At 61.6% G+C, this 24,676-nt stretch carries 9 protein-coding genes and 1 pseudogene; 7 read left to right on the forward strand and 3 right to left on the reverse strand.

Annotated features, from left to right (window positions below):
* Window positions 1–64: 64 nt before the first annotated feature.
* From PBT88_RS10290 to istA, 3 genes and pseudogenes are all read right to left on the reverse strand, one after another.
* Window positions 65–343 carry an ATP-binding protein gene (locus tag PBT88_RS10290; protein ID WP_270079075.1) on the reverse strand — a complete coding sequence of 93 codons (279 nt, stop codon included), beginning with the start codon at window positions 341–343 and terminating at the stop codon, window positions 65–67.
* 1 nt (window position 344) lies between these two features.
* Window positions 345–854 (reverse strand): ATP-binding protein, encoded by a 510-nt coding sequence (locus tag PBT88_RS10295; RefSeq protein ID WP_270079076.1) that lies wholly within the window; start codon window positions 852–854, stop codon window positions 345–347.
* A pseudogene (istA, locus tag PBT88_RS10300) lies at window positions 854–1,708 on the reverse strand (IS21 family transposase); the annotation flags it as partial. The pseudogene istA and the gene PBT88_RS10295, both read right to left, overlap by 1 nt.
* 308 nt (window positions 1,709–2,016) lie before the next feature.
* Here istA and PBT88_RS10305 point away from each other — a divergent pair.
* From PBT88_RS10305 to PBT88_RS10335, 7 genes are read left to right on the forward strand one after another with little or no spacing between them, the layout of a single operon-like run.
* Entirely contained in the window at window positions 2,017–2,526 is a 510-nt protein-coding gene (locus tag PBT88_RS10305) for a hypothetical protein (protein ID WP_270079077.1), read from the forward strand.
* Window positions 2,527–2,529: 3 nt separating this feature from the next.
* Window positions 2,530–4,110 (forward strand): TolC family outer membrane protein, encoded by a 1,581-nt coding sequence (locus PBT88_RS10310; RefSeq protein WP_270079078.1) that lies wholly within the window; start codon window positions 2,530–2,532, stop codon window positions 4,108–4,110.
* Window positions 4,110–6,260: a type I secretion system permease/ATPase gene (locus PBT88_RS10315; RefSeq protein WP_270079079.1), complete on the forward strand. Its 2,151-nt coding sequence runs from the start codon at window positions 4,110–4,112 to the stop codon at window positions 6,258–6,260. Before PBT88_RS10310 ends, PBT88_RS10315 begins: the two co-directional genes overlap by 1 nt.
* Complete coding sequence (locus tag PBT88_RS10320) at window positions 6,257–7,648, forward strand: HlyD family type I secretion periplasmic adaptor subunit (protein ID WP_270079080.1); 1,392 nt, start codon at window positions 6,257–6,259, stop codon at window positions 7,646–7,648. The genes PBT88_RS10315 and PBT88_RS10320 overlap by 4 nt, the downstream gene beginning before the upstream one ends.
* Before the next feature lie 36 nt (window positions 7,649–7,684).
* Complete coding sequence (locus PBT88_RS10325) at window positions 7,685–8,209, forward strand: toxin-activating lysine-acyltransferase (RefSeq protein WP_270079081.1); 525 nt, start codon at window positions 7,685–7,687, stop codon at window positions 8,207–8,209.
* Window positions 8,206–9,078 (forward strand): tetratricopeptide repeat protein, encoded by an 873-nt coding sequence (locus PBT88_RS10330; protein WP_270079082.1) that lies wholly within the window; start codon window positions 8,206–8,208, stop codon window positions 9,076–9,078. The genes PBT88_RS10325 and PBT88_RS10330 overlap by 4 nt, the downstream gene beginning before the upstream one ends.
* 9 nt (window positions 9,079–9,087) lie before the next feature.
* The gene (locus PBT88_RS10335; protein WP_270079083.1) at window positions 9,088–24,612 is read left to right on the forward strand and encodes a calcium-binding protein; all 15,525 of its coding nucleotides are present in this window, start codon (window positions 9,088–9,090) and stop codon (window positions 24,610–24,612) included.
* The last annotated feature ends 64 nt before the right edge of the window (window positions 24,613–24,676 follow it).

Consider the following 24,676-nt stretch of genomic DNA (forward strand, 5'->3'; position numbering starts at 1 on the left):
TGGTCTGTCAAACGACGTCGGGAACTGGGCCGGTGGCGACACTGAGAACTGGGCCCCTCGTTGATCAAACTGTAACCGGTTCAAGCGTCGCAGCGGCCTTTTGCAAAAGGCCGCTGCGACGCTTTTCGCGTAGTCGGTAGCTATCACCCCGGATGGTGATGACGTGGCTGTGGTGAAGCAAACGGTCCAGGATCGCCGTCGCGACAACCGGGTCTCCAAAAACCGTTCCCCATTCCCCCACGCTGCGATTGGACGTGATCAGCATGGCTCCCCGCTCGTATCGGCGCGATACCAGCTGGAAGAACAGATGGGCGGCATTGGGCTCGAACGGCAAATAGCCCAACTCATCGACGATGAGCAGCTTTGGCTTTCGCCAGAAAGGCGAGCCGCTCCTCAAGACGCCCCTCGCCATGGGCCTTCACCAGCGCTGCGACCAGGGCCTGGGCGGTTGTGAAAAGGACCGTGTAGTTTTGACGGATGACCTCTCGCCCGAGCGCGATCGCGAGATGCGACTTGCCGACGCCGGGCGGTCCCAGCAGCAACACCGCCTCGCCATGGGCAACCCAGCGAGCTGTCGCCAACTCGCGAATTTGAAGAGGATCGACACTGGGCTGAGCATCGAAGTCGAAGCTTGCCAGCTCACGGGCGTGCGGGAAATGCGCGATCTTCATTGCCATTTCGATCCGCCGTTCGTCCTTGCGCGCGATTTCCCGCTCGCACAAAAACGCCAACGCCTCGCGCAGCGTCAGGTCCTGACGTGCTGCCTCGTCGAGCAGCGAGTCCAACTGGTCGCGGATGGCGGTGAGCTTGAGCCGCGTCAGCCAGCCCAGCATCGTCTCGTGGTCGACAGCCATCACCACCGCCCTCCGGCCAACTGCTCATATTCGACCAGCGGACGGAGAAGCTCGGGGAACACTGGCTGTGGCATCTGAACCGCCGAGGGACGCCGTACCGGGCCAGAGGCGCCTGCGACGCCGACGAAATGTGCAGGGTCGGTCAGTCGACGGTGTCGACCTGTCGCCTCGGCATGCTCCGCGACCAGCTGGCCTGCATGGAAGACGCATACCCGCGCCGCGCTCACCACCACCTGCACGCTCTCGCCGACCAGGCGCCACGGGACGGAATAGGCGTTCGTGTCGATCTCGACCGCGCAGTCGCTGTGCACCTTGCGCACCAGTTCACGGATCTGGCGAAACGGCGGTCGGCCGTTGAGCGGCTTCAGCCGGCTGGCCTCGTCGCGCACGAAGCGCTGCAGCGGCAGCTCGCCGGTGGTGCTGTGGCAATGCAGATCGCCGACTTCGCGCATCCACCACGCCAGGTGCTGATCGAGCGCCTCCATGCTCGCAAACTCGTGCCCCGCCAGAGCATTGCCCTTCACGTAGCCGACACCGCGTTCGTCTTTCCCCTTGGTCCGCGCCCGGTACGGCGCACAGGCGCGCGGCCGGAAACCCCAGTAGCGCGAAAAGGCATGGAGCCGGTCGTTGAAAACAACCTCACGTGTCGTCGCGTCGTGGTGGGTGACCAGCGCTACTGCGTTGTCGAGCAGAACTTCCTCGGTCACGCCGCCGAAATGCTGGAACGCTCCTTCCATTCCGTCAAACCAGGCTGATTGACGCTCATGGCGAAACGCCATCGTGAAGGGACGGCGTGAATAGCCCAACGTCGCCACAAACACGTACACCCGCATCTGCTCGCCACCGACGACGACACCCATTACGATACCATGCAATTCTGCCCGTTGGGCACTTTACGTTTGTCTTGCGTCAGACCCGATCGAATGGCGGACTTCGACTGTCTCAGAATGAACATTCCGTAATGTCCAAAATGGATGTAAATCTGATCGAACTGTAGATTCCCAAAATATCGATCTTTTCCGCAGCTGCTTATGGTTTATAAATCTTAATCTGAGCTTCCGTCTATCGGCCTGCCGCAAATCCTACTCAATCATGAGTTTCTCTCACTTGACCGGATTGTGTCGGCATGTTTCAAAGATGTCGGTCCAGGGGGTATAGTGGCGTGAGCAAGATGGGGGTGGTGTCCGGCCTTGTGCTGGGCGCGGCGCTGACGCTTGGAATGGCGCCCGCGGCCGCAAAAGACGAACGCTTTCAGAGCGATGGCTGGGGCCTCGCGGTTCGGCATGATCGCTTCACGGGTCAAACGCGCTGCGTCCTGACCTCCGTCAACAGGCGGTCCCGCTATCAGCCGGGCGCCATCGGCTTCCTCATGGGCAAGCGGCGGGACACGCTGACGGCCTGGTACCGGGTCGACGACGGTGCGCCGATACAGTGGCAAGCTCGCACAGCCTCACTCATCGCGGCGAACGTCTCCATCGATGGTCCCGGCCTCGACAATCCGACGGGGGCCTGGGTTTGGATTCCGGTATCCGAGCTCGAACAGGCAAAGACGGTCGCGATCCGTGCGAACGATCAGGGCCGCATCCATCATTACCGATTGGCGGGCTTCGTTCGGATGCTCGATGCGGCCCGCCGCCTGGGCTGTGGCTCCGACGATGCCTTCCGGATCTGAGCGATGCTCCGCGGATATCGCGCGCTGGCCGCGCCGGCGCTTGCCCTTGTCCTCGCGGCGCCCGTCGGCGCCGAGACGCTGGCGGATGCGATCGCGCTCGCCTATCGGACAAACCCCACGCTCGAGAGCGGTCGCTACGATCTGCGCGCGACCGACGAGGGACTGGTCCAGGCGCGCTCGCAGCTTCGTCCCAGCGCGGAACTGGATGTGACCGGCACCTATGCCCGCACCGTGGAAGGCCGCACATCGCAGCGTGCCAACCCGTCCGGGCCGGAAGCCTTCGACCGTAACAGCAACCAGGCCGAGGTAGTGCTGACCCAGCCGATCTACACGGGAGGTCGGGCGACCGCAGCGCGTCAGTCGGCGATCGCGGCGATCCGCTCGGGGCGCGAGACGCTGCGAGGCGCGGAGGGCGATCTGCTCCTCTCGGTGATCACCGCCTATGTCGATGTTCGCCGCTACGCGGCGGCGCTGGGCGTCTGGCATGCCAGCGTCGATGATCTCGAAAAGCTCACCAGGGAAATCGACGCGCGCAAGATCGCGGGCGAGGTCACGCTGACCGACGTCGCCCAGGCGCAGGCGCAGCTCTCGATCGCCCGCCAGCAGGTGGTCGCGACGGAACAGGCGCTGGAGGCGGCGCGCACCGACTATGCGGCGCTGGTCGGACGTGATCCCGGCGATCTTGCCGAAGAGCCGACGCTGCCCAACCTGCCGCTCCGTGTCGAGGATGCCTTCGAACTGGCCGAACGCCAGAATCCCGAGCTTCAACGTGCGGTGTTCACCGAACAGGGCTCGCGCGCCAACATCGTGGCGGCGAAGGCACAGGGGCGGCCGACGCTCAGCCTGCGTGGCACGGCTGAGCTCAGCGGCAAGGCGGTGCCCTACCATCTCCACGATCAGGATCAGGGCTATACCGGCGCCGTGGTGCTGAGCGTGCCGCTGACCGCCGGCGGGCTCGTCGCCTCGCAGATCCGCCAGGCCGAGGACCGCAACGGCTCGGACCGCTTCAAGATCGAGGCGGTACGCCGTGAGGTCGACCGCGCCGTGTCCTACGCCTGGAACCAGATGGTGACCGCCGGGCAGCAAGCCGACCTCCAGGACGAGCAGCGCCGCTTTGCCGAAACCCAGCTCGACGGCATGATCAACGAATATCGGGTCGGCCTGCGTTCGACCTTCGATGTGCTCTACGCCCAGCAGCAGCTTCGTGACGCGGAAGTGGCGCTGCTCGGGTCCGAGCGCGACCGTTATGTGTCGGCGGCGACACTGCTGCGCCAGGCTGGCCTGCTCGAGGCGCGCGCGATCATGACCGGCGTGCAACTCCACGATCCGGCGAAGCATCTGCGCGATGTCGAGCACAGGAACGCGGTCCCGTGGGACAGGCTGCTCGCCGCACTGGATAAGGCGGTCGCGCCGCGGGCGCGCCAGCGCACCCTCCAGCAACCCGGCATAAGCGGCGAGACGCCTGTTATCGTAGCGGCCAGCACCAGGCCCGCGCAGCCCAGCCTGTCGCGGTCGCTCCCGCATGTGCCGATCGCCGGAACGGTCGGCCGTTCCGTCCCAGTCGATCACCGGAAACTGCACTGATGAGCGAGGCCGATTCCCATCGTGTGGACGAAAACAGCGAAAGCGGCCTCGATGCGTTCGCGACCTTGCTCGCCATGCACCGCATCGCCGTCGATCCGGCCCAGCTGCGCCATGGCCTTGGTCATCATCAGGCGGTCAGTCCGCGAGACATCGTCCGGATCGCGCAGGGGCTGGACGGCGTGCGTGCCCGGTCACGCAACGCACGCTGGAAGGATCTCGAACGGATGCCGTTGCCGGCGCTTGCCAACGGCAGGCTCGGCTGGTTCCTGATCGGGCGCGTCGCCGGCGAGGAGATTCTGATCCAGCGCCCCGACCGCACGATCGGCAAGCTGACGCGCGCGGAGCTGGACGAGGTCTGGTCGGGCGAACTGGTATTGGTCACCACGCGCGAGAATGTCGGCCTGACACATCAGGCATTCGATTTTACCTGGTTCATCCCTCAAATCGTGCGCTACCGCAGCCTGATCGGCGAGGTGCTGCTGATCACGTTGGCACTGAACCTGCTGGGGCTTGCGGCGCCGCTCTTTTTCCAGAACGTCGTCGACAAGGTGCTGGTCCACGACACCATGTCGACATTGACCGTGCTCGCCATCGGCTTCGTCGGCGTGTCGACCTGGGAGACCGTGTTTGGTTGGCTCAGGACCAAGCTCTATTCCGAGACCAGCCAGAAACTCGATGTCGAACTGGGCGCCAAGCTGTTCCGCCATCTGCTGCACCTGCCGCTCAGCTATTTCGAGGCGCGGCGTGTCGGCGATACCGCGATGCGGGTGCGCCAGCTCGAAACGATCCGCGAATTTCTGACCAACGCGTCGCTGTCAGTGCTGGTCGACCCGGCCTTCACCATCGTCTTCCTGGTCGCGATGTGGATCTACTCGACCAAGCTGTTCGTCATCTCGGTGCTGACAATCCCCGCCTATATCGCCGTCGCGGTGCTGATCACCCGGCCGCTGCGCGCGCGGGTGAACGAGAAGTTCGAGCGCAGTGCCGCCAACAACGCGCTGCTGGTCGAAAGCATCGGCGGCATCCAGACGGTGAAAGCCAGTGCGGTCGAGCCGCAATGGCAAGATCGCTGGGAGCGCCAGCTGGCCGGCTATAGCGAGGCGAGCCAGCGGGTGATCAGCCTTGGCAACACGGGCAGCCAAGCGATCCAATATATCTCCAAGCTCAACATGGCGGCGATCCTCTATTTCGGGGCGCAGGCCGTAATCGCGCACAAGATGACGGTGGGTGGCCTCATCGCCTTCAACATGTTCGCGCAGCGCGTGTCGGGGCCGGTGATCCGGATGGCGCAGCTCTGGCAGGATTTTCAACAGGTCAAGATCGCGATCGAGCGGCTGGGCGACGTGCTCAACCAGCCCACCGAGCCCGGCGCGGGGAGCCGTACCGCGCTGCCCGCGATCAAGGGTGAAATCCGCTTCGAAAGCATCAAGTTCCGCTACGACCTCGAAGGTCCCTGGACGCTTGAGGATATCGACCTCGATATTGCCGCCGGGTCGACACTGGGCATTGTCGGTTCGTCGGGCTCGGGTAAGTCGACCCTGACCAAGCTCCTCCAGCGGCTCTATACGCCGGCTGGCGGACGCGTGCTCGTCGACGGTGTCGACGTCGGGCAGATCGATCCGGCCTGGCTGCGCCGCCAGATCGGCGTGGTGCTCCAGGAGAACCTGCTCTTCAATCGTTCGGTGCGGGAGAATATCGCGCTCGCCAATCCGGCGATGCCGCTGGAGGCGGTCAATGCCGCGGCGACGCTGGCCGGCGCGCACGAATTCATCGTGCGGATGCCGCAGGGCTATGACACGATCATCGAGGAGCGTGGCGCCAACCTGTCGGGCGGCCAGCGCCAGCGCCTCGCCATCGCCCGCGCGCTAGTCACGCAACCGCGCATCCTGATCTTCGACGAGGCGACCTCGGCGCTCGATGCGGAGAGCGAGGAGATCATCCAGGCCAATCTCAAGGCGATGGCGCAAGGCCGCACCGTGCTGATCATCGCGCATCGTCTGTCGGCGATCCGGCAATGCGACCGGATCATCACGCTGGAGAAGGGCCGGATCGTCGAGACCGGCAGTCATGACGAGCTGCTGCGCCTAGACGGCCGCTATGCCGATCTTCACCGCCGCCAGATGGGCGTCACGCACGGAGTTGCCGCATGAACGCGATTTCCCACCACTGGCGGGTCGCACGCGAAGCGCTCGTTCAGGAGAAGGCGCGCGCGAAAAGCGCTAGGCGCAGCGCAGACTCGCGCTTTCTACCGGCCGCTCTCGAGATCATCGAGCGTCCCGTGTCGCCGACAGGGCGGATCACGGCATGGGTGCTGCTCATTGGGCTTGTTGCTACGTTCGCCTGGCTGATCATCGGCAAGGTCGACATCGTCGCTTCCACGCAGGGTCGGATCATGCCGACCGATGATGTGAAGATGGTCCAGGCGTCTAACACAGGCATCGTAAGAGCTATCTACGTCCGTGACGGCGACGCGGTGAAGAAGGGGCAGCCGCTGATCGATCTCGATCCGACGGTGTCCACAGCAGACCAGACGCAGGCCGAAAAGGCGCTCCTGTCGGATGAGCTCGACGTTGCGCGCGATCGGGCGATTGCCGACGCGCTGTCTGGACGCGGCCTTCATTTTACGCCGCCTGGCGGTACGCCCGCCGACGTCGCAGATACCCAACGCCGCCTGATTACTGCCCAGGTAGCTGAGAGCGAAGCCTCGATGGCGGGCATGGCGGCGGCACGCGCTTCATCGCTTGCGGAAGCAGAAGCCGCGGCAGATCAGATCAGGACTTCCGACCAGACCTTGCCGGTCCTCGATCGCGAGCTCGAGGCGATGCATGGGCTGGAGGCCAAAGGGTACGCGCCCGGTCTCAAGCTTATGGAAATGGACCGCCAACGTCATTCGGAAGCGGGACAGCGCGATATCGCCGTTGCACAGCAGGCGAGGGGATTCGCCGATGCCCGCAAGTTCGGTCAGCAGCTCGCACAGACCCGCGAACAGGCGAGGCAGACGGCGCTTGCCGATCTGGCGAAAGCGCAGAGCCAGGCGATGCTTCGCAAGGAAGAGCTCACAAAAGCCCAGCAAAAGAGCCATCTTCAGCGCCTCGTGGCGCCGGTGGACGGAACAGTCCAGCAGCTCGCGGTGCACACCGTCGGCGGTGTCGTCGAGGCGGTTCGGCCTCTCATGATCGTGGTGCCCTACGGGGCACTGACCGTCGAAGCCAAGGTGCTCAACAAGGACGCCGGTTTCGTCCATCGTGGTCAGGACGTAGCAGTGAAGCTCGAAGCCTTCCCATTCACACGCTATGGGACGGTACCCGGCCGGATCGAAAGCGTCAGTACGGATTCGGTGGACGATAAGAAGCTTGGCCCTGTCTACACGGCGCGTGTGAATCTTCTGCGGTCGACTATCGACCGAGGCGATCGCGTCGTTCCTCTTGGCCCAGGCATGACCGTCACTGCCGATATTCGGACGGGCCGTCGCTCGATCATGAGTTATCTAATTAGTCCAATTGACAAGGCCCGCCTCGAAGCGGCGCGGGAGCGATAGGTTCATGCTGCACATTATAACTCATGGAGACGATCGATGACGGCAGAGCGTATAGAGAGCAGCCAGGCGCACACCGTCAGCCACATTTTTGGGGAGATTACGTGGCTGCTTTCTCAATCTTGGCAACATTCCGATCTCTTAGTCACCGATTTGAACTGGTTGGTGATGCCGCCAATCCTCAACCAACAATTTCACATTTTCAGAAAGGCCAAGCGTCCGGTCGGGGCGGCGCTCTGGGCGCTATTCGATTCGGAACGTCAGACTAAGCTTGAGGGGAAACTCAAGCTGCCAAGTTTTGATCTGGACCCCGGTGACTGGAAAACGGGAAACGATTTATGGCTCATCGCCCTCATCGCGCCGTTCGCTAATCCCGAAAACGGCGAAGCAGAGGTCATGCTCGCCGACCTGATTGCAGGTCCTTTCGCACAAAAGCCGTTTCGAATGATATATACCGATCCCGTAACGGGCCAGCGTTCAATCATAAGGGTAAGCGAAAACGCTAAAGAAGAGCTCGTCTATAGAATGAAAAAGCAAATCCTCGAAGCTGAGGATCAGCGGTGACAATCGCTCTCGCCCTTATTATTGCATTGCAAGCCGCAATCTTGCCGCAGAACGATGCGAGCCCTGAGGTGCTCCATCGTCAGCCGTTTGCCGTTATAGAGCGGTCGGCCAGCGGAGGAGACAAATATGCGCAATTCGAGCTTGCCGAGCGTTATGAAGCTGGAATCGGAGTCGACCGAAACGTCAAGAGAGCTATCTACTGGTATAGCAAGGCTGCGAAAACTATTGTCGTTCCGACGTATGTGTACTTGGGGCCCATAGGGAAGGCTTCGCGGGGACGCGCTATAGAGATCGGCCAACCGCAAATAAGGCCTGGGCTGCCTCAGGCTGCAGCGCGTTTGAGCGCCCTCGAACCCGGCCGGAAGGCACCAATCACGCCCGGTCTTGATATACCGGCCAACTCTCCTAGCTCGCAGCCGCTAAAAGGTCTCAGCCCACCCGCGTCTGAAATTCTCGTTGCCTCCGGAGTCGATTTGGCGGTCTTGATGGCGACGCCGCCAGAGAAACCAGTTCCATTGCGTATTGCGGGAATAGATGGTTTCGCATCGTACGACCGTAATAAGTGCGCCGCTGGTGAACTGGATATCCCGTCGAGTGAGTGCCACGTCAGTTCGATAAAATTTCAGGCGAACTTCCCAGTGAAGGTGTGCATCTCGATAGAGAAAGCAGAAATCTTTTTGGAGGCCCACGGTTGGCGCACTCCAGCGGAACGGTCAAGACCGAGTTTCCACATTGGCGCAAGTGGCGAGCCGAATTTGCCTCCAATCCAAGAGGTGTTTGTCGATAGGTTTGGCGATGCAATCAGCCTGTCTCCATACCTAAAAGCGTCATGCCTTAATCAAGCGAAACTCGATCTAGCTCACGAATAGGATACCGCCATGGCATTCAATACACAAGTTGAAGCGATGTTTCAGGCGCTGAAGGTTAGTTATCTGGCGTCGGGCGGATCGTTAGCCAACTTTACAGCGTTCTATAATTCGATCTCGGCAATCCCGTCTCTCGTGTCGCGGTTCAACGATGCCCAAGAGCAAGGCACACTCAAGTCCATAGCCTTTAGTCCTGCGAACGGCTTATCGAACTACTCGAACAATTATTTGCATTGGGATCCCCGCAATAAGTGGACCGGGGTTCCGGGAGCAACAACTGGAACGATCACATTCGATCCTTCTGCGTTGAGCGGCAACGGTACCACCGCGGCTGGGCAGCGCGATCTGACGGGCGCGTTTATTGCCGCTCACGAAATCGCCCATGCCATAAACGCCACCAATGCAAATAAGGACTATATCAGTCAACTAAACGCCGCGGCAACGTATCTCGCGGCTCAACCGCAAACACAACCTATAAATGTGACTCAACAGGTCGCATCAATTATGAATACTGAGTTCAACGAAGAGGCGCGTGCGAGCTTCAGCGCCTACAATGACTTAATCACTGCGTTGGGAAACGCAGGCCAGCCAGCGACGCCTGCAGAATTGCAAACGCTAGCGTCCTCAACAGGATATGCGAGTTATTTCATCAATAGCTCCACTGGCCTATTAGATACGTCCATTCCTGTGCAGGCCAACGGGTTAATTAGCCTTGATCCGACCAGCGTTGCTGCTGGCGCGGGGCTTATGCGCTCCAAGGAACCAGACGCTATCGACAACCATGCTGTGCAGTATGGCGTCGCGGCCCTTGCTTTCATGTGCGCGCAACCGAGCAACGCGGTTCTAACCATCGATTCGAACCAACTCGGCGTCTCGAATTCGAAGGTTAGCTTTTCAGACGCACTGCTCAAGTACATTGGCGACTTCAAAACGAACCAAGTAACCCAATGCGTAATCCGGGATACGGCAAGCGGGCAACAGGCCACGGTGAACACCTCCGCTGCGGGCGCTCCACGGATTGTAGTGCACGATCCCCTTGATCCGAACGGTCCGACGACGTCGGTCACGTGGGGCGATGACGACGCAGTTGATGGGGAGAACTCATATAATGACTCGGTGACGGCTACAGTCGATTCAAGCGGGAAAGTCATTGGCGTCACAATCGTAAAAGGTGGGATTGCAATCACCTTAACCGGCGATGATTTAGGGGCTGCCGCAGCTCAGATCGCTGATCTCGTCTCGAAATCATCAAACGCGAGCCCCGAACTCCAGTATGGTGATATTTCTGAGCTATTTGAGATGGACAGCAACGTTACTGGTGGCGGAGTAACGTCTCAAATCGATGCCGACCTTCTCTCAGCCAGACTAGATGATCAAGGAAACCTGGTTTTATCGGGCCATACAACTAAGCTTCTAACCTTCGATCCGCGCAGCAGTGTCGGTCGCTTCGCAGTTAGTGCCGGCCAAGACGAGTATGGTCGGGATATTTCGCAAGAGTGGGACGTGGACCTACAAGACGGGTCACATTCCTATACCGGGATAACTCAGACATCTGATGGTGATGTAACTGTTACTAAAGACCCAAATGGCCCAACAACGATCCGCCTTACCGATTCGCCAGTTAAGATCGACTTTGTTGACGCCGCTGAGATCCTCGCTAACACATTCGGTCGCTACATTGCGGGGGATAATTTACTTACCCAGACGGTCACATCCGCCGCATTGAAGACGGTAGCCGATAACTTCGGTGATGTCCTCAATTCTGTTGCTTTTGATGGCGGCACCGCGACCTCCAATAATCTGGCACACGCTTTCGATGGCCTTGGCGAGGAGTTTGTAGCGAATTTGCGGGACGCTGGAATCGGCGCTGTGAGTTCGTATCTGAGTGCGCAGCTCGTCGATGCTATCGGTATTCACGGTTTGCCTGGGCAGTTTCTGAATACAGAGGCGAGCCAAGTTATTGACACGATCCTCAAAAACGCGGCGGACGGCAACTACATATTTAAAGGGCTAAGCGCGACGAGCCTCGAGAACACCGCGGGAGCATTTGTCGGTACGGAGCTTGCGAATACGATTGCCGACTGGGACGAGGTTGGCGAACAGATCGGGGCTCAGATCGGAAGCGCCATCGGTGCTACGATCGGTACTGCGATCCCAATTCCCTTTCTGGGCTCCGCGATTGGAGCATTTTTCGGTGATTTGATCGGAGGTCTTATCGGCGGCCTCTTCACGGGCAAGCCGGAGTCCGGCGCGATCGTTGGCTTCGATGCGGTGAGTGGGACATTTGAGGTTCAAGACGTTTGGAAGAAGGACGGCGGCAAAAAGGCCGTCGCACGTCAGCTCGGGAATTCCGCGGCCTTGACGCTCGATGGCATCATTCAAACGATTGGCGGCGAGCTGTTGAACGGTAGCAGCGTGGATGCCGGTTCCTATGGCATGCGTGCGAAGTCCTACGTCTATTGGGAGGACGGCACCGCGAGCGACAATCGCATGAAGTTCACGTCGGCCTCTGACCTGGTCCAGTATGGCGTCATGCAAGCGGCCCGGCAGATGCAATTTCTCGGGGGCGACATTTACGAGAAACGCGCGTTCTACAATACCTTGGCTCAACCCCTGCAGACGAGCACAGTGGCAGACGCCGATCCACTCAATGAGGGCGGCGATTTGACTAAAGTCGATTTTGGAATGAGTACCCTGCTCGGCAATCTCGACGTAGCTAATCGCCTGAAAACCTATCTGAATAATTCCGCATCGATTAATGCACTCATTGCTGCTGAGCCGGATTCGGTGTTTGCTTCGGAGTGGTTGCTGACGCTTTCCCAGGCGAGCGACCTAGGGTTGCTTAAGCGGAACACGCATGATTGGGATGGTGGCTTCTCGTATCTGCTCGAGCAGGGTGGTATCGACGCCCGGACGGTGGGTTTCGAGTTCGATGCCTTAACGCGTGCTGGTAACGGCGAGCGCGTAATGACGCTAGATGGGGCAGTTCTCGAAGATACTGTCGACAGCGGCTCGAAGACCGTCATCCAAGGCTCCAGTTCGGACGACGTGATAACGGCTACGTCCGGAGGCACGCGAGACGGTGCTACTCAAGACTCGTCTTATCATATCTCGAACGTTTTTCATGGGGGCGGCGGCGACGATATCATCCGGGCCGGGGACACGGGTGATGATCTGTTCGGCGACAGTGGAAACGATATTGTCGTCGGAGGCGCACTCGACGACTGGTTGTTTGGTGGCGACGGGAATGACGTCCTTGATGCCGGCGGCGGAAGCGGTAACTTACTCTCCGGCGGTGCAGGTGACGATCATCTCCTGGGCGCCGACGGCGTTTCATCGGATCCGATGAACAGCGGGTCCGATTGGCTCGAGGGCGGGTCGGGAGACGACGTGCTCCAGGCGCGTGGCGGCGACGACTATCTCGAAGGTGGGCAGGGCAACGATACGATCGATGGCGGAGCGGGCAACGATACCGTTATCTTCCGAAAGGAGGATGGGCACGATCAGCTAAACGATTCTGGAACATCTACGACTGAACATGATGTTCTTGATTTCGGTGATGGGATTGCTGCGTCTGATATAACCGTGGTTGCACATTCCGCTGGCGTGGATTTGTCGCTGCTCGTCGGAGGGACCTCTTCCGGTGACCGGATCGACATGCGCGGTGCGGTGACCAACCTCGGGGAAGGCATCGAGGAGGTCAGTTTCACCAATGGTGACTGGAGCAAGAGCGATCTCGCCTCTCACACGACCTATGCCGAGACAGCTGGAAACACGATTCAGGGGACTTCGGCCGACGAAACCCTCAAAGGCACCGTCTACGACGACACACTCAATGGCGGCGGCGGCCACGATAGCCTGTCGGGCGGCGATGGCTCGGACACCTATCTGTTCAATCTAGGAGATGGCGAGGTCACGGTCGACGACGTCGGTTCGGCGGTCGATGTCGACACGGTGGTGTTCGGCGCCGGCATTACCGTCTCCGACATCTCTGTCAGCTACGACCCGGCCAATCCGACAGATATCATCCTTACGATCGGCTCCAACGGCGACAAGCTGACGCTCAAGCATCAGGACGTGACTGATGGCGCGCGGTCGATCGAGGAGCTTCGCTTCGCCGACGGCATCAGCCTGACGCTCCGCGACCTCTACAATATCGGGACCGGACCCAGCTTCGCGGGCGCGGTCAAGGACACGGCCAGCGTCGCTTGGGATCATGATCTGGGTGGCGGCGACGGGGCCGATACGTACAGCTATGCCGTTGGTGACGGGAATGTCCGCATCAGCGACAGCTACTCGAGCTGGAACGACACGCTCGTGTTCGGCGCGGGCATCCGCGCCGAAGATCTGGTCGTCACCCACGATCCCCAGAATAGCGGCAACGTCTGGATCCGTTTTGCAAACCACACAGGGTCGATCCTGCTCAATGGCCAAGATTCCGGCGGAGGAACGGGCGTCGAGCAGATTCAGTTCACTGACGGCACCGTCTGGGATCGTGCGGCCCTGAGTCAGGCCAGTGTCGACCGTGCGGGCACTGGCGGTAACGACACGATCTTCGACGGCGCGTCCGCCACGATCATCGCGGCGGGGGCTGGCGATGATATCGTCTATGCCGGCGACGGAGACGACACGATTACCGGAGGCCTCGGCGACGACGACCTCCACGGTGGCGTCGGGAGCGATACCTACGTCTACAATCTGGGCGATGGCAACGACCGCATAACGGAAGGCTATTGGGACGGCGGCAATGACACGCTGGCCTTCGGCGCCGGCATCACGCCCGCCGACCTGATCCTCACACGTGACGTGCTCGACCCGCGTAACGTGCTGATCCGCTTTGTTGGCCACGACGGCTCGATCGTGCTCGAAGATCAAAGCGATGGCGCCAACGCCGGCGTCGAGCAGATCCGCTTCGCCGACGGCACGGTCTGGGATCGCGCCGCGATCGACGCGAGCTTGGTCGGGCAGGCCCTGTCCAGCCAGAGCGACATCGTGCGCGATGGCTATTTCGGCGACACCATCGTTGCGGGCGACGGTAACGACGTCGTCTATGCCGATCGCGGCAACGACACGATCACTGGCGGCAAGGGCGACGACGACCTCTACGGCGGGACCGACAGTGACACCTACATCTACAATCTCGTCGATGGGAACGACCGCATCACAGAAGGCTATTGGGATGGCGGCGTCGATACGCTCTCCCTGGGCGCCGGTATCGCGCCCGGCGATCTGATCCTCACCCGTGACGTGCTCGATCCGCGCAACGTACTGATCCGCTTCACCGGCCACGATGGCTCGATCATCCTCGAGGACCAGGGCGACGGCGCCAACGCCGGCATCGAGCAGATCCAGTTCGCCGATGGTACTGTTTGGGATCGTGCGACGCTCGACGCGCAGATCATCGCGCAAGAGCTTTCGAGCGGCAATGACATCATCCGCGACGAGTATTTTGGCAACACCATCGACGCAGGCGCCGGCAACGACGTCGTCTATACCGACCGCGGCAACGACACGATCACCGGCGGAACGGGTGACGACGACCTCTACGGCGGGACCGACAGCGACACCTATATCTACAATCTCGGTGACGGTAACGACCGCATCACCGAGGGCTATTGGGATGGCGGCACCGACACGCTGCAGTTCGGTACGGGGATCGCGCCGGCCGACCTGATCGTCAGCCGCGATGTGCAGGACCCGCGCAATGTGCTCATCCGCTTCGCCGGGCACGACGGCTCGATCATACTGGAGGATCAGGGCGACGGCGCCAACGCCGGTGTCGAGCAGATCCAGTTCGCCGATGGTACGGTTTGGGATCGTGCGATGCTCGACGCGCAGATCATTGCGCAGCAGGTCTCAAGCGGCAATGACATCATCCGCGACGAATATTTCGGCAACGTGATCGATGCCGGCGCCGGCAATGATGTGGTCTATGCCGATCGCGGCAACGACACGATCACCGGCGGCACGGGTGACGACGACCTCTACGGCGGCACCGACAGCGACACCTATGTCTACAACCTAGGTGACGGCAACGACCGCATCACCGAAGGTTATTGGGATGGCGGCGTCGACACGCTGTCATTCGGCGTCGGTATCTTGCCAGGGGATCTGATTCTCAGCCGCGACGTGCTGGATCCGCGCAATGTCCTGATCCGCTTCGCTGGCCATGACGGCTCGATCATCCTTGAGGATCAGGGCGACGGCGCCAATGCCGGCATCGAGCAGATCCAGTTCGCCGACGGCACGATCTGGGATCGTGCGGCGCTCGACGCGCAGATCATTGCGCAGCAGGTCTCGAGCGGCAACGACATCATCCGTGACGAGTATTTTGGCAACACCATCGATGCAGGCGCCGGCAACGATGTCGTCTATGCCGACCGCGGCAATGACACGATCACCGGCGGTACGGGTGACGACGACCTCTATGGTGGGACGGAAAGCGATACGTACATCTACAATCTCGGTGACGGCAACGATCGCATCACCGAAGGCTATTGGGACGGCGGCACGGACACGCTGGTCCTCGGCGCGGGGATCGCGGCTGCCGACCTGATCCTCACCCGCGATGTTCTGAACGGCAACAACATCACGGTCAGCTTTGCCAATTCAGGCGGGTCGATCCTTCTCCAAGATCAGATGGGCGGCGCCAACTCTGGCATCGAGCAGATCCAGTTCGCTGACGGGACGCTATGGGACCGTGGTACGATCGAGGCCCATATCTCGGCACGCGCGGCCGATATCACCGGATCGAACGGCGACAATGACCTGACCGGGACGGCGGGTCAGGATCAGATCTATGGGAATGACGGCGACGACACGCTGCGGGGCGGCCTCGGCAACGACTTCCTCGCCGGAGGCAATGGCGACGATACCTATGTGTTCAATCGCGGTGACGGCTTCGACACCATATACGATGACTCTGGCAACGACACACTGCGGTTTGGTAGCGGCATCAGCGTCTCCGATCTTGTCCTGACGCAAGCCACTACCGATAATGATGGCTATGGCCTTTTCATCGGCATCGCGGGGACAAGCGACCGCATCTACATCCGGAACCAGAACGTCAATAACGGGCGCGCCGTAGAGCGCTTCGCGTTCGCCGACGGCACGGTTCTGTCGGATGCCGACATGCGTGCACTGCTCGTGACCGGCACCCCCGGGGACGATCGGATCAGCGGAACGCCCTTTGCGGACCAGGCAACCGGTGGGGCCGGGAACGACGAACTCAATACGGGCGACGGTAACGACACCCTGACCGGTGGGCTTGGGGACGATTATCTGAACGGTCAGGGTGGTGACGACACCTATGTGTTCAACCGCGGGGACGGGTCCGACACGATATTCGACGACTGGTACGGTAACGACACGCTACGCTTCGGTGCGGGGATCAGCGCCTCCGACCTCGTCCTCTCCGTGCCGACCGTCGACGGCGACTTCCAGGGCCTGATCATCACGATCGCGGGGACCAGCGATCGGATTTACATCCGCAACCAAAACACCAACGGCGGCCATGGCATCGAGCGTTTCGAGTTCGCCGACGGCTCGGTGTTGACCGATGCGGACCTCCGCGCACAGTTAATGGCGGCGATCCCCACGGATGGCGACGACAAAATCTATGGCACGAACTACGACGATGTCATCAATGCTGGGAACGGCAATGACGAGATCACGTCGGGCGACGGTAACGACACGCTGACCGGCGGCAAGGGCGACGATTATCTCGACGGTCAGGGTGGTGACGACACTTACGTGTTCAACCGGGGCGATGGGTCGGACACGATATTCGACGACTGGTACGGCAACGACACGCTGCGCTTCGGTGCGGGGATCAGCGCCTCCGATCTTGTCCTCTCCGCGCCGACCGTCGACGGTGACTTCCAGGGTTTGATCATCACGATCGCGGGGACCAGCGATAGGATTTACATCCGCAACCAGAACAGTAACGGCGGCCACGGCATCGAGCGCTTCGAGTTCGCCGACGGCACGGTACTGACCGACGCTGACTTGCGCGCGCAGTTGATGGCGGCGATTCCCACCGATGGCGACGACAAGATCTACGGCACGAACTATGACGACGTCATCAATGGCGGCCTGGGCGATGACGAGATCACCTCAGGCGACGGCAACGACACCCTGACGGGCGGCAAGGGCGACGATTATCTCGACGGCCAGGGTGGCGACGACACCTATGTGTTCAATCGCGGCGATGGGTCGGACACGATCTACGACGACTGGTATGGCAACGACACGTTGCGCTTCGGCGCGGGGATCAGCGCCTCCGACCTCATCCTCTCCTTGCCCACCGTCGATGGCGACTTCCAGGGCCTGATCATCTCGATCGCGGGCACCAGCGATCGGATCTACATCCGCAATCAGAACACTAACGGCGGCCACGGCATCGAGCGTTTCGAGTTCGCCGACGGCACGGTGCTGACCGACGCGGATCTCCGCGCGCGACTGATGGCGGCGATCCCTACCGATGGCGACGACAAGATCTACGGCACCAATTATGCCGACGTCATCGACGGCGGGAATGGCAATGACGAGATCACGTCGGGCGACGGCAACGACACCCTGACCGGCGGCAAGGGCGACGATTATCTCGACGGCCAGGGCAACGACGATACCTATATCTACAACCGCGGTGACGGTTCCGACACCATCCTCGACGATTGGGGCTACGACACGCTCAAGTTCGGCGAGGGGATCGATGAATCCGACATCATAGTCTCGCAGGCGCTCGTCGACGGCGACGTGAACGGGATCATCCTGTCGATAAAGGGCACCGACGATCGCATCTATCTGCGTTCCGAGTTCGACGGCAATCGCATCGACCAGGTCACCTTCCAGTCAGGCGCAACCTGGAGTGTCAGCACGTTGCTCCAGCTTCTGCGCGGGAACAATGTCGATGGCAGCACCGTCGCCGTCACGATGGGCGACGACACGGTCATCGGCTCGGCTGGCAACGATACCTTGCACGGCATGAAAGGCGACGACGTCCTGCGCGGCGGTGCGGGTTCCGATACCTACAGCTTCGCACGAGGTGACGGCCACGATACGATCTATGATCCGACCGATGCGGGTTCGACCGACACGCTGGTGCTCGAGGGCATTAATTCCGGCGATGTGAGGGTGCTGGTGTCGCCGACCGATGCGCAGGATCTGATCCTCTATATCGATGACGACAATGTGATCTATCTCGATCAGCAGAATGCCAGCGCCTCGTCCGGTATCGAGCAGGTCCGCTTCGCCGACGGCACGGTCTGGGACCGTGCCACGCTCACCGCGAAGGCCAGCGGGCAGGGAACGACCGGCGACGATACGCTGATCGGCACCAACTTCGCCGACACGCTTCAGGGCGGTCTCGGCAACGATACGCTGATCGGCAGCGGCGGCAATGACACCTACGTCTACAATCTCGGTGACGGCGACGACACGATCGTCGACGACAATGGCGCCGGAAACGATCCGAGGCAGCCGGGAACCGCCGGTAATGTCGATACCTTGGCCTTCGGCCCAGGAATCGGCCTCCCGGATATCCGCCTGACGCAGCCGGTCGATGGCGGCCCCCTGGTCATCAACTTCGCCTCGCAGCCGGGCTCGATTACGCTCAAGGGTCTCGATACCGGCGGTCGTTCGGGTGTCGAAGTGATCCGCTTCGCCGACGGTTCGACCGTGACGATGGACCAGCTGCGAGCTTCGGCCATCAGCGCAGCGGCAACGGCCGGTGACGACCTGATCCGCGGCTTCGCGACTGCCGATATCCTCGACGGTGGGGCCGGAAATGACACGCTGGCCGGCGGCGCGGGCGCGGACACCTATCGCTTCGCGCTTGGCGGCGGGTCCGACACCGTCGTCGAAACGGCCGATGGCTCGACCAATGTGCTCGCCTTCGGCGACGGAATCGCCGCAAGCGACATCCGCTTGATGCGGACGCCCGATGCACCGGATGACCTGATCCTCGCTCTCGCGAACGGCACCGACAAAGTGACCATCAAGGCTCAGTTTGCGAATGGAGGAGCTGCCGGGATCCAGCAGGTCAGCTTTGCGGATGGCACGATATGGAAAGCGGCGGATTTCGAGGCGCTCATGCTGGCGCAGCCGGCCACGCCCGGGGCAGACTATCTCGTGGGAGATTCGAACGCGAACATCATCGACGGTCTCGCCGGCGATGACACGATCATGGGCGGTGACGGGGACGACACACTCTCCGGCTCCGATGGCAACGACACGCTATATGGCGGCGGCGGGAATGATAAGCTTTACGGTGGGACCGGCGACGACGTTCTTTCCGGTGACACCGGAACCGACCTGCTCGACGGTGGCGACGGCTTCGACACCGCCGACTACAGCTTCTCGATGGATAGCTGGTCGATCGATCTTTCGGCGGGAACGGCACAGATTGTCACGAGTGGAACGGTCAGCCAGACCGAAGCACTGACGAGCATCGAGGCCGTTATCGGCGGGCTCGGCGCCGATGCGATCATCGGTGACGACGGTGCGAACCGGCTCCAAGGCGGTGGTGGCAACGATACGTTGAAGGGTGCCGGCGGTGACGACGTTTTCGTCTTCGATGGCGACGAAGAAGGCGTTGATGCGATCGACGGCGGCAGCGGCAACGACCGCATCGAGGCCGCGTCGGATGGCACGATCATCGGACTGTCCAGCGTGACGGGGATCGAGCTGATCACCGCCGCTGGCCATTCCGACGTCCATATTGAAGCCACCGACGATACCGACACACTCGATCTTTCGGGCGCGGTCCTCGATGGGATCGCCTCGATCGACATGGGCGCGGGCAATGACGTCGTCACAGGCTCGCTCGGAGCCGATGTGATCAACGCCGGCGATGGTGATGATACGATCCGCTATGTGGGTGTCTCGACGGGCGGCGATCAGGTCGACGGCGGCGCCGGTACCGACACGATCGCGGCGGGCGCCGACAACACGGTCATCCGCCTCGCCGGTTTCCAGAATGTCGAAGCCATATCGGGCGCGGGTTTCGCCGACGTCGTGCTCGCCCGCACCGACGCCAGCGAGACCACCGATCTGAATGGCATCTCTGTTGCCGGGATCGCCTATATCGACCTGGCAGGAGGCGACGACACTTTCATAGGCACGACGCAGGCCGATGTCGTGCGAGGCGGAGCCGGTGATGACATCCTTACGGGGGGAGTTGGTGACGACATCTTCCAATATGCGGCAGCGGATTCCGGTCACGATACGATCGACGGTGGCGATGGCTATGACAGACTGCAGGCCGCGACCGACGGTGCGGTCATTGGAATCCATACCCTCACCAATGTCGAGGCGATCGACGGCAATGGCTTTGCCAATGTGACGATTGCGTTGGGTGACGGCGACGATCATCTCGATTTGAGCGGCGTAGCGCTGACCGGCATTGCCGGCATCGTGGGTGGCAAGGGCGACGACGTTATTCGCGGCAGCGGTGGTGACGACACTTTCCTTGTGTCCGGAGCCGATCAGGGGTCCGATGACCTGGATGGCGGAGCCGGACAGGACCGGATTCTGGCCGGTGCAGACGGCTCTGTCATCGGCGTAAGCCGGATCGCCAATATCGAGACCATCGACGCCGGAGGTCACGCGAACGTGCGTCTCGCGACAACAGACGGCAACGACAATCTGTCGCTGCAGGGCGTAACGCTGACAGGGATCAGCGAGATCGACCTTGGGGCCGGCAATGACAGCTTCGCTGGCTCGTCGGGCAACGACACCGTTTCCGGAGGCTCCGGCAACGATACGCTGTCGGGCGGCGCAGGCGACGACGTCTATCTGTTCGACCGCGGCGACGGGAATGATGTCATTCGCGAGAAAGATGCCGATGGCGTCGGCGGCGGTAACGACACGCTGCGCTTCGGCACCGATGTCTCGAAGTCTGATGTCCAGGTTACCCGGGTCAATGGCGGCAACGACTACCTGCTCACGCTTACCAACGGCGGCGGCACGGTGCTGATTGCCGGCGGAGCGGGCAGCGACAGCGCCAACTGGATCGAGAATATTGCGTTCGCAGACGGTACGGTCTGGACGCGGGATACGCTCGATCAATCGCTGGTCCCGTTCACGGACGGCGACGACAACATCCAGGGCACCAACGACTCCGAGACCCTGCATGGCGGCGGTGGCAATGACGTCATCGCTGCATATGGTGGAGATGACGGCGTCTACGGTGACGACGGCAACGACACCCTGCAGGCAGGCGACGGCAACGATGTCCTCGTTGGCGGCACAGGCAATGATCGGCTTGAGGGCGGAAGCGGCACCGACCTGTATCGCTACAACGCCGGCGACGGAGATGACTCGGTCTTCGACTATGGCGGTAGCCGCGACAATCGGCTGGTGTTCGGACCCGGTATCTCCCCCGACGAGGTGAGCTTCGCGCGCACCGGCGACTTCAACTCGATTTCGGTGATCTTTACCGACCAGGCGGGTTCCATCTATCTCGATCGCCAGTGGTGGGGCGATGCCGGCGTCGAGTATTTCGACTTCGCCGACGGTACGACCTGGACCGAGGCCGACATCGCTGCCCGTTATGTCGCGGCCGAGACGACGGCCGGGAACGACACGATCTGGGGCACGTATGGCAACGACACGGCCGATGGCGGTGCCGGCGACGACACCATCCAGACCTCGGACGGGAACGATACCCTTACGGGCGGCAGCGGCAACGACCGCCTGGAGGGCGGTAGCGGCACCGATATCTACCGGTATAACGCCGGCGACGGAGACGATTCCATCTTCGATCAGGGTGGGTCGCGGGACAACCGACTGGTGCTCGGGGCGGGCATCACGCCGGACAGCGTCAAGGTCACGCGGACCGGCGACTTCAACTCGATCGAGCTCAGCTTCACCGACCGCGCGGGCTCGATCTACCTCGACCGCGAATGGTGGGGAGATGCCGGCATCGAATATATCGACTTCGCCGATGGCACGACCTGGACGGAAAGCGATCTTGTCTCGCGCTATCTCGCCAGCCAGCCGACGAGCGGCAACGACACCATTTGGGGTACCTACTATAATGACACCGTCAATGGGGGTGCCGGTGACGACACCATTCAGACCTCCGACGGCAACGATGACATCACGGGTGGCAGCGACAACGACCGGCTCGAGGGCGGGAACGGCACCGACATCTACCGCTACAATGCCGGCGACGGTGACGATTCCATCTTCGACTATGGTGGCTCGCGCGACAACCGCCTGGTGCTTGGCGCGGGCATCACGCCCGACAGCGTCAAGGTCACGCGGACCGGCGACTTCAACTCGATCGAGCTCAGCTTCACCGACCGCGCGGGCTCGATCTACCTCGATCGCGAATGGTGGGGTGATGCCGGCATCGAATATATAGACTTCGCCGACGGCACGACCTGGACCGAGAGCGACCTCGTCTCGCATTATCTTGCCGGTCAGCCCACGAGCGGCAACGACACGATCTGGGGCACCTATTATAACGACACCGTCAATGGCGGTGCCGGCGACGATACGATCCAGACGTCGGACGGCAATGACGACATCACCGGTGGCACCGGCAATGACCGTCTCGAAGGCGGGAACGGCACCGACGTCTATCGCTACAATGTGGGCGACGGTGACGACTCAATCTTCGATTATGGCGGCTCACGCGACAACCGCCTGATCCTCGGGGCGGGAATCGGCCCGGACGATGTGCAGGTGCTCGAGGTCGGTGATGGCGCCTCGGCGCAGCTCGTCTTCGCGCAGGGCGGCTCGATCTATCTCGACCGCGAATGGTGGGGCGACGCCGGCATCGAATATGTCGACTTCGCCGATGGCACGACCTGGACCGAAGCCGACATTGCCGCGCGCTTCAACGCCGCCGGCAACGACAACCTCACGGGAACGAGCGGCAACGACGTGCTCGAAGGTTATGCCGGCGACGATATGCTGAGCGGGCTGGACGGCGATGACACGCTGATAGGAGACAGTGGCAATGACCTGCTCGTTGGCGGAGCCGGGGCCGACACACTGGCCGGGGGCGCTGGAAACGACGCGCTCTATGGCGACGGTTACTTCGCGACAGGCCCGAATCTGATCGTCAACGGCAGCTTCGAGGATTTCGGCAATCCAGCGGATGACGGATATCCGGGCTGGGGGACCACGACTGGAGATATGCCTGGCTGGACGAGGAAGAGCGGGGCCTTCTTCAAGGCCGTCGGAAGCGGCTATGCCGGTGTCGCCGCCACCGATGGCGGGCACTGGCTCGACATGACGTCCGATGGTGGCGGTCAGGACTATATGGATATCGAACAGAGCGTCACGGGACTCCCCGCGGAGCAGAAATTGCTGCTTCAGTTCGATGCCGCCAAACGTGACGGTGCCGCAGACTCCACGATGCAGGTCCTTTGGAATGGTCAAGTCATCGCGACGATCGAGAATGTCGGGACGCAGGCCAAATCCTTTTCCTTCTTGGTCGAGGCGACAGGCGGATCGGACGATATCGAGTTCAAGACGATCAGTGGACCAAGCTATCAGGGGGTCTCGCTCGACAATGTCCGTCTCTTCGCGACCCAGGCCGCCGCTGGTGGCGACGATGTGCTGACCGGCGGGGCGGGCAATGACTTGCTCGACGGAGGAGCCGGCAACGATACCGCCGTGTACGCCGGCGCGATGGCTGACTATTCGGTCATCACCTCGAACGGCAAGGTGACCATCACTGACAACCAACCAACCTTGGATGGCGACGACGGCACCGACACCTTGGTCGGGATCGAGACGCTCCAGTTCAAGGACGGCAGCACCTCGTTGGCTTCACCGATCGTGCTCGATCTTAATGGTGACGGCGTCCACCTCGTTAGCAAGGCGGCATCGGGTGTCCAGTTCGACTGGAAGGGCGAAGGTACGGCCGAGAAGACCGGCTGGATCTCCCGGGGAGACGGGCTGCTCGCGTTTGACCGGAACGGCGATGGGACGGTGTCGGGCGCCGACGAGTTGTCCTTCGTCAATGACGTGGCTGGAGCGACATCGGACCTTGCGGGCCTCGCGGCGTTCGACAGCAACGGCGACGGTCAGCTCTCTGCCGCCGATGATGCGTGGTCCCGCTTCGGGGTCTGGAGCGATGCCAATGGCGACGGCAAGGTCGATCCGGGCGAGTTCCTGAGCATGGCGCAGGCTGGGGTTTCGTCGCTCGATCTGTCAGGTGCGCCGACGGAAGAGAAGCACCGGCTCGGAGAGAACCTCGTGGCGAACACGGGCTTCTTCACTCGAACCGACGGATCGACCGCCGCGTTCGACGATGTCGCCTTCGCGTACGGTGGAGCGGACCTGCCTCTGCAGGAGCGCCTATGGGGTGGTCCGTTGCAGATGCGGATGCGCGGCGTCGAGGGCGTGGATGCAGGCTCGGCGAAGACGAGCGATGTGCTCGCCAACGCAGAGCGCTTTATTCAGGCGACGGCGTCCTTCGGATTGCGGGCAAGCGCCGAACTTTCGGCAGACAATGATCCAAGCGCCGTCATCGATCGGCACCGCTGGGACTTCGCACACTCTTCGGCCATGGGCTGATGAACGCAGGGCGCGAGACGACACGTTGCTGCGGACAGAAGCCGGACATCGTCTTCCGGCTTCA

It is taken from the genome of Sphingomonas abietis (genome assembly GCF_027625475.1).
Classification (GTDB): Bacteria; Pseudomonadota; Alphaproteobacteria; order Sphingomonadales; family Sphingomonadaceae; genus Solisphingomonas; species Solisphingomonas abietis.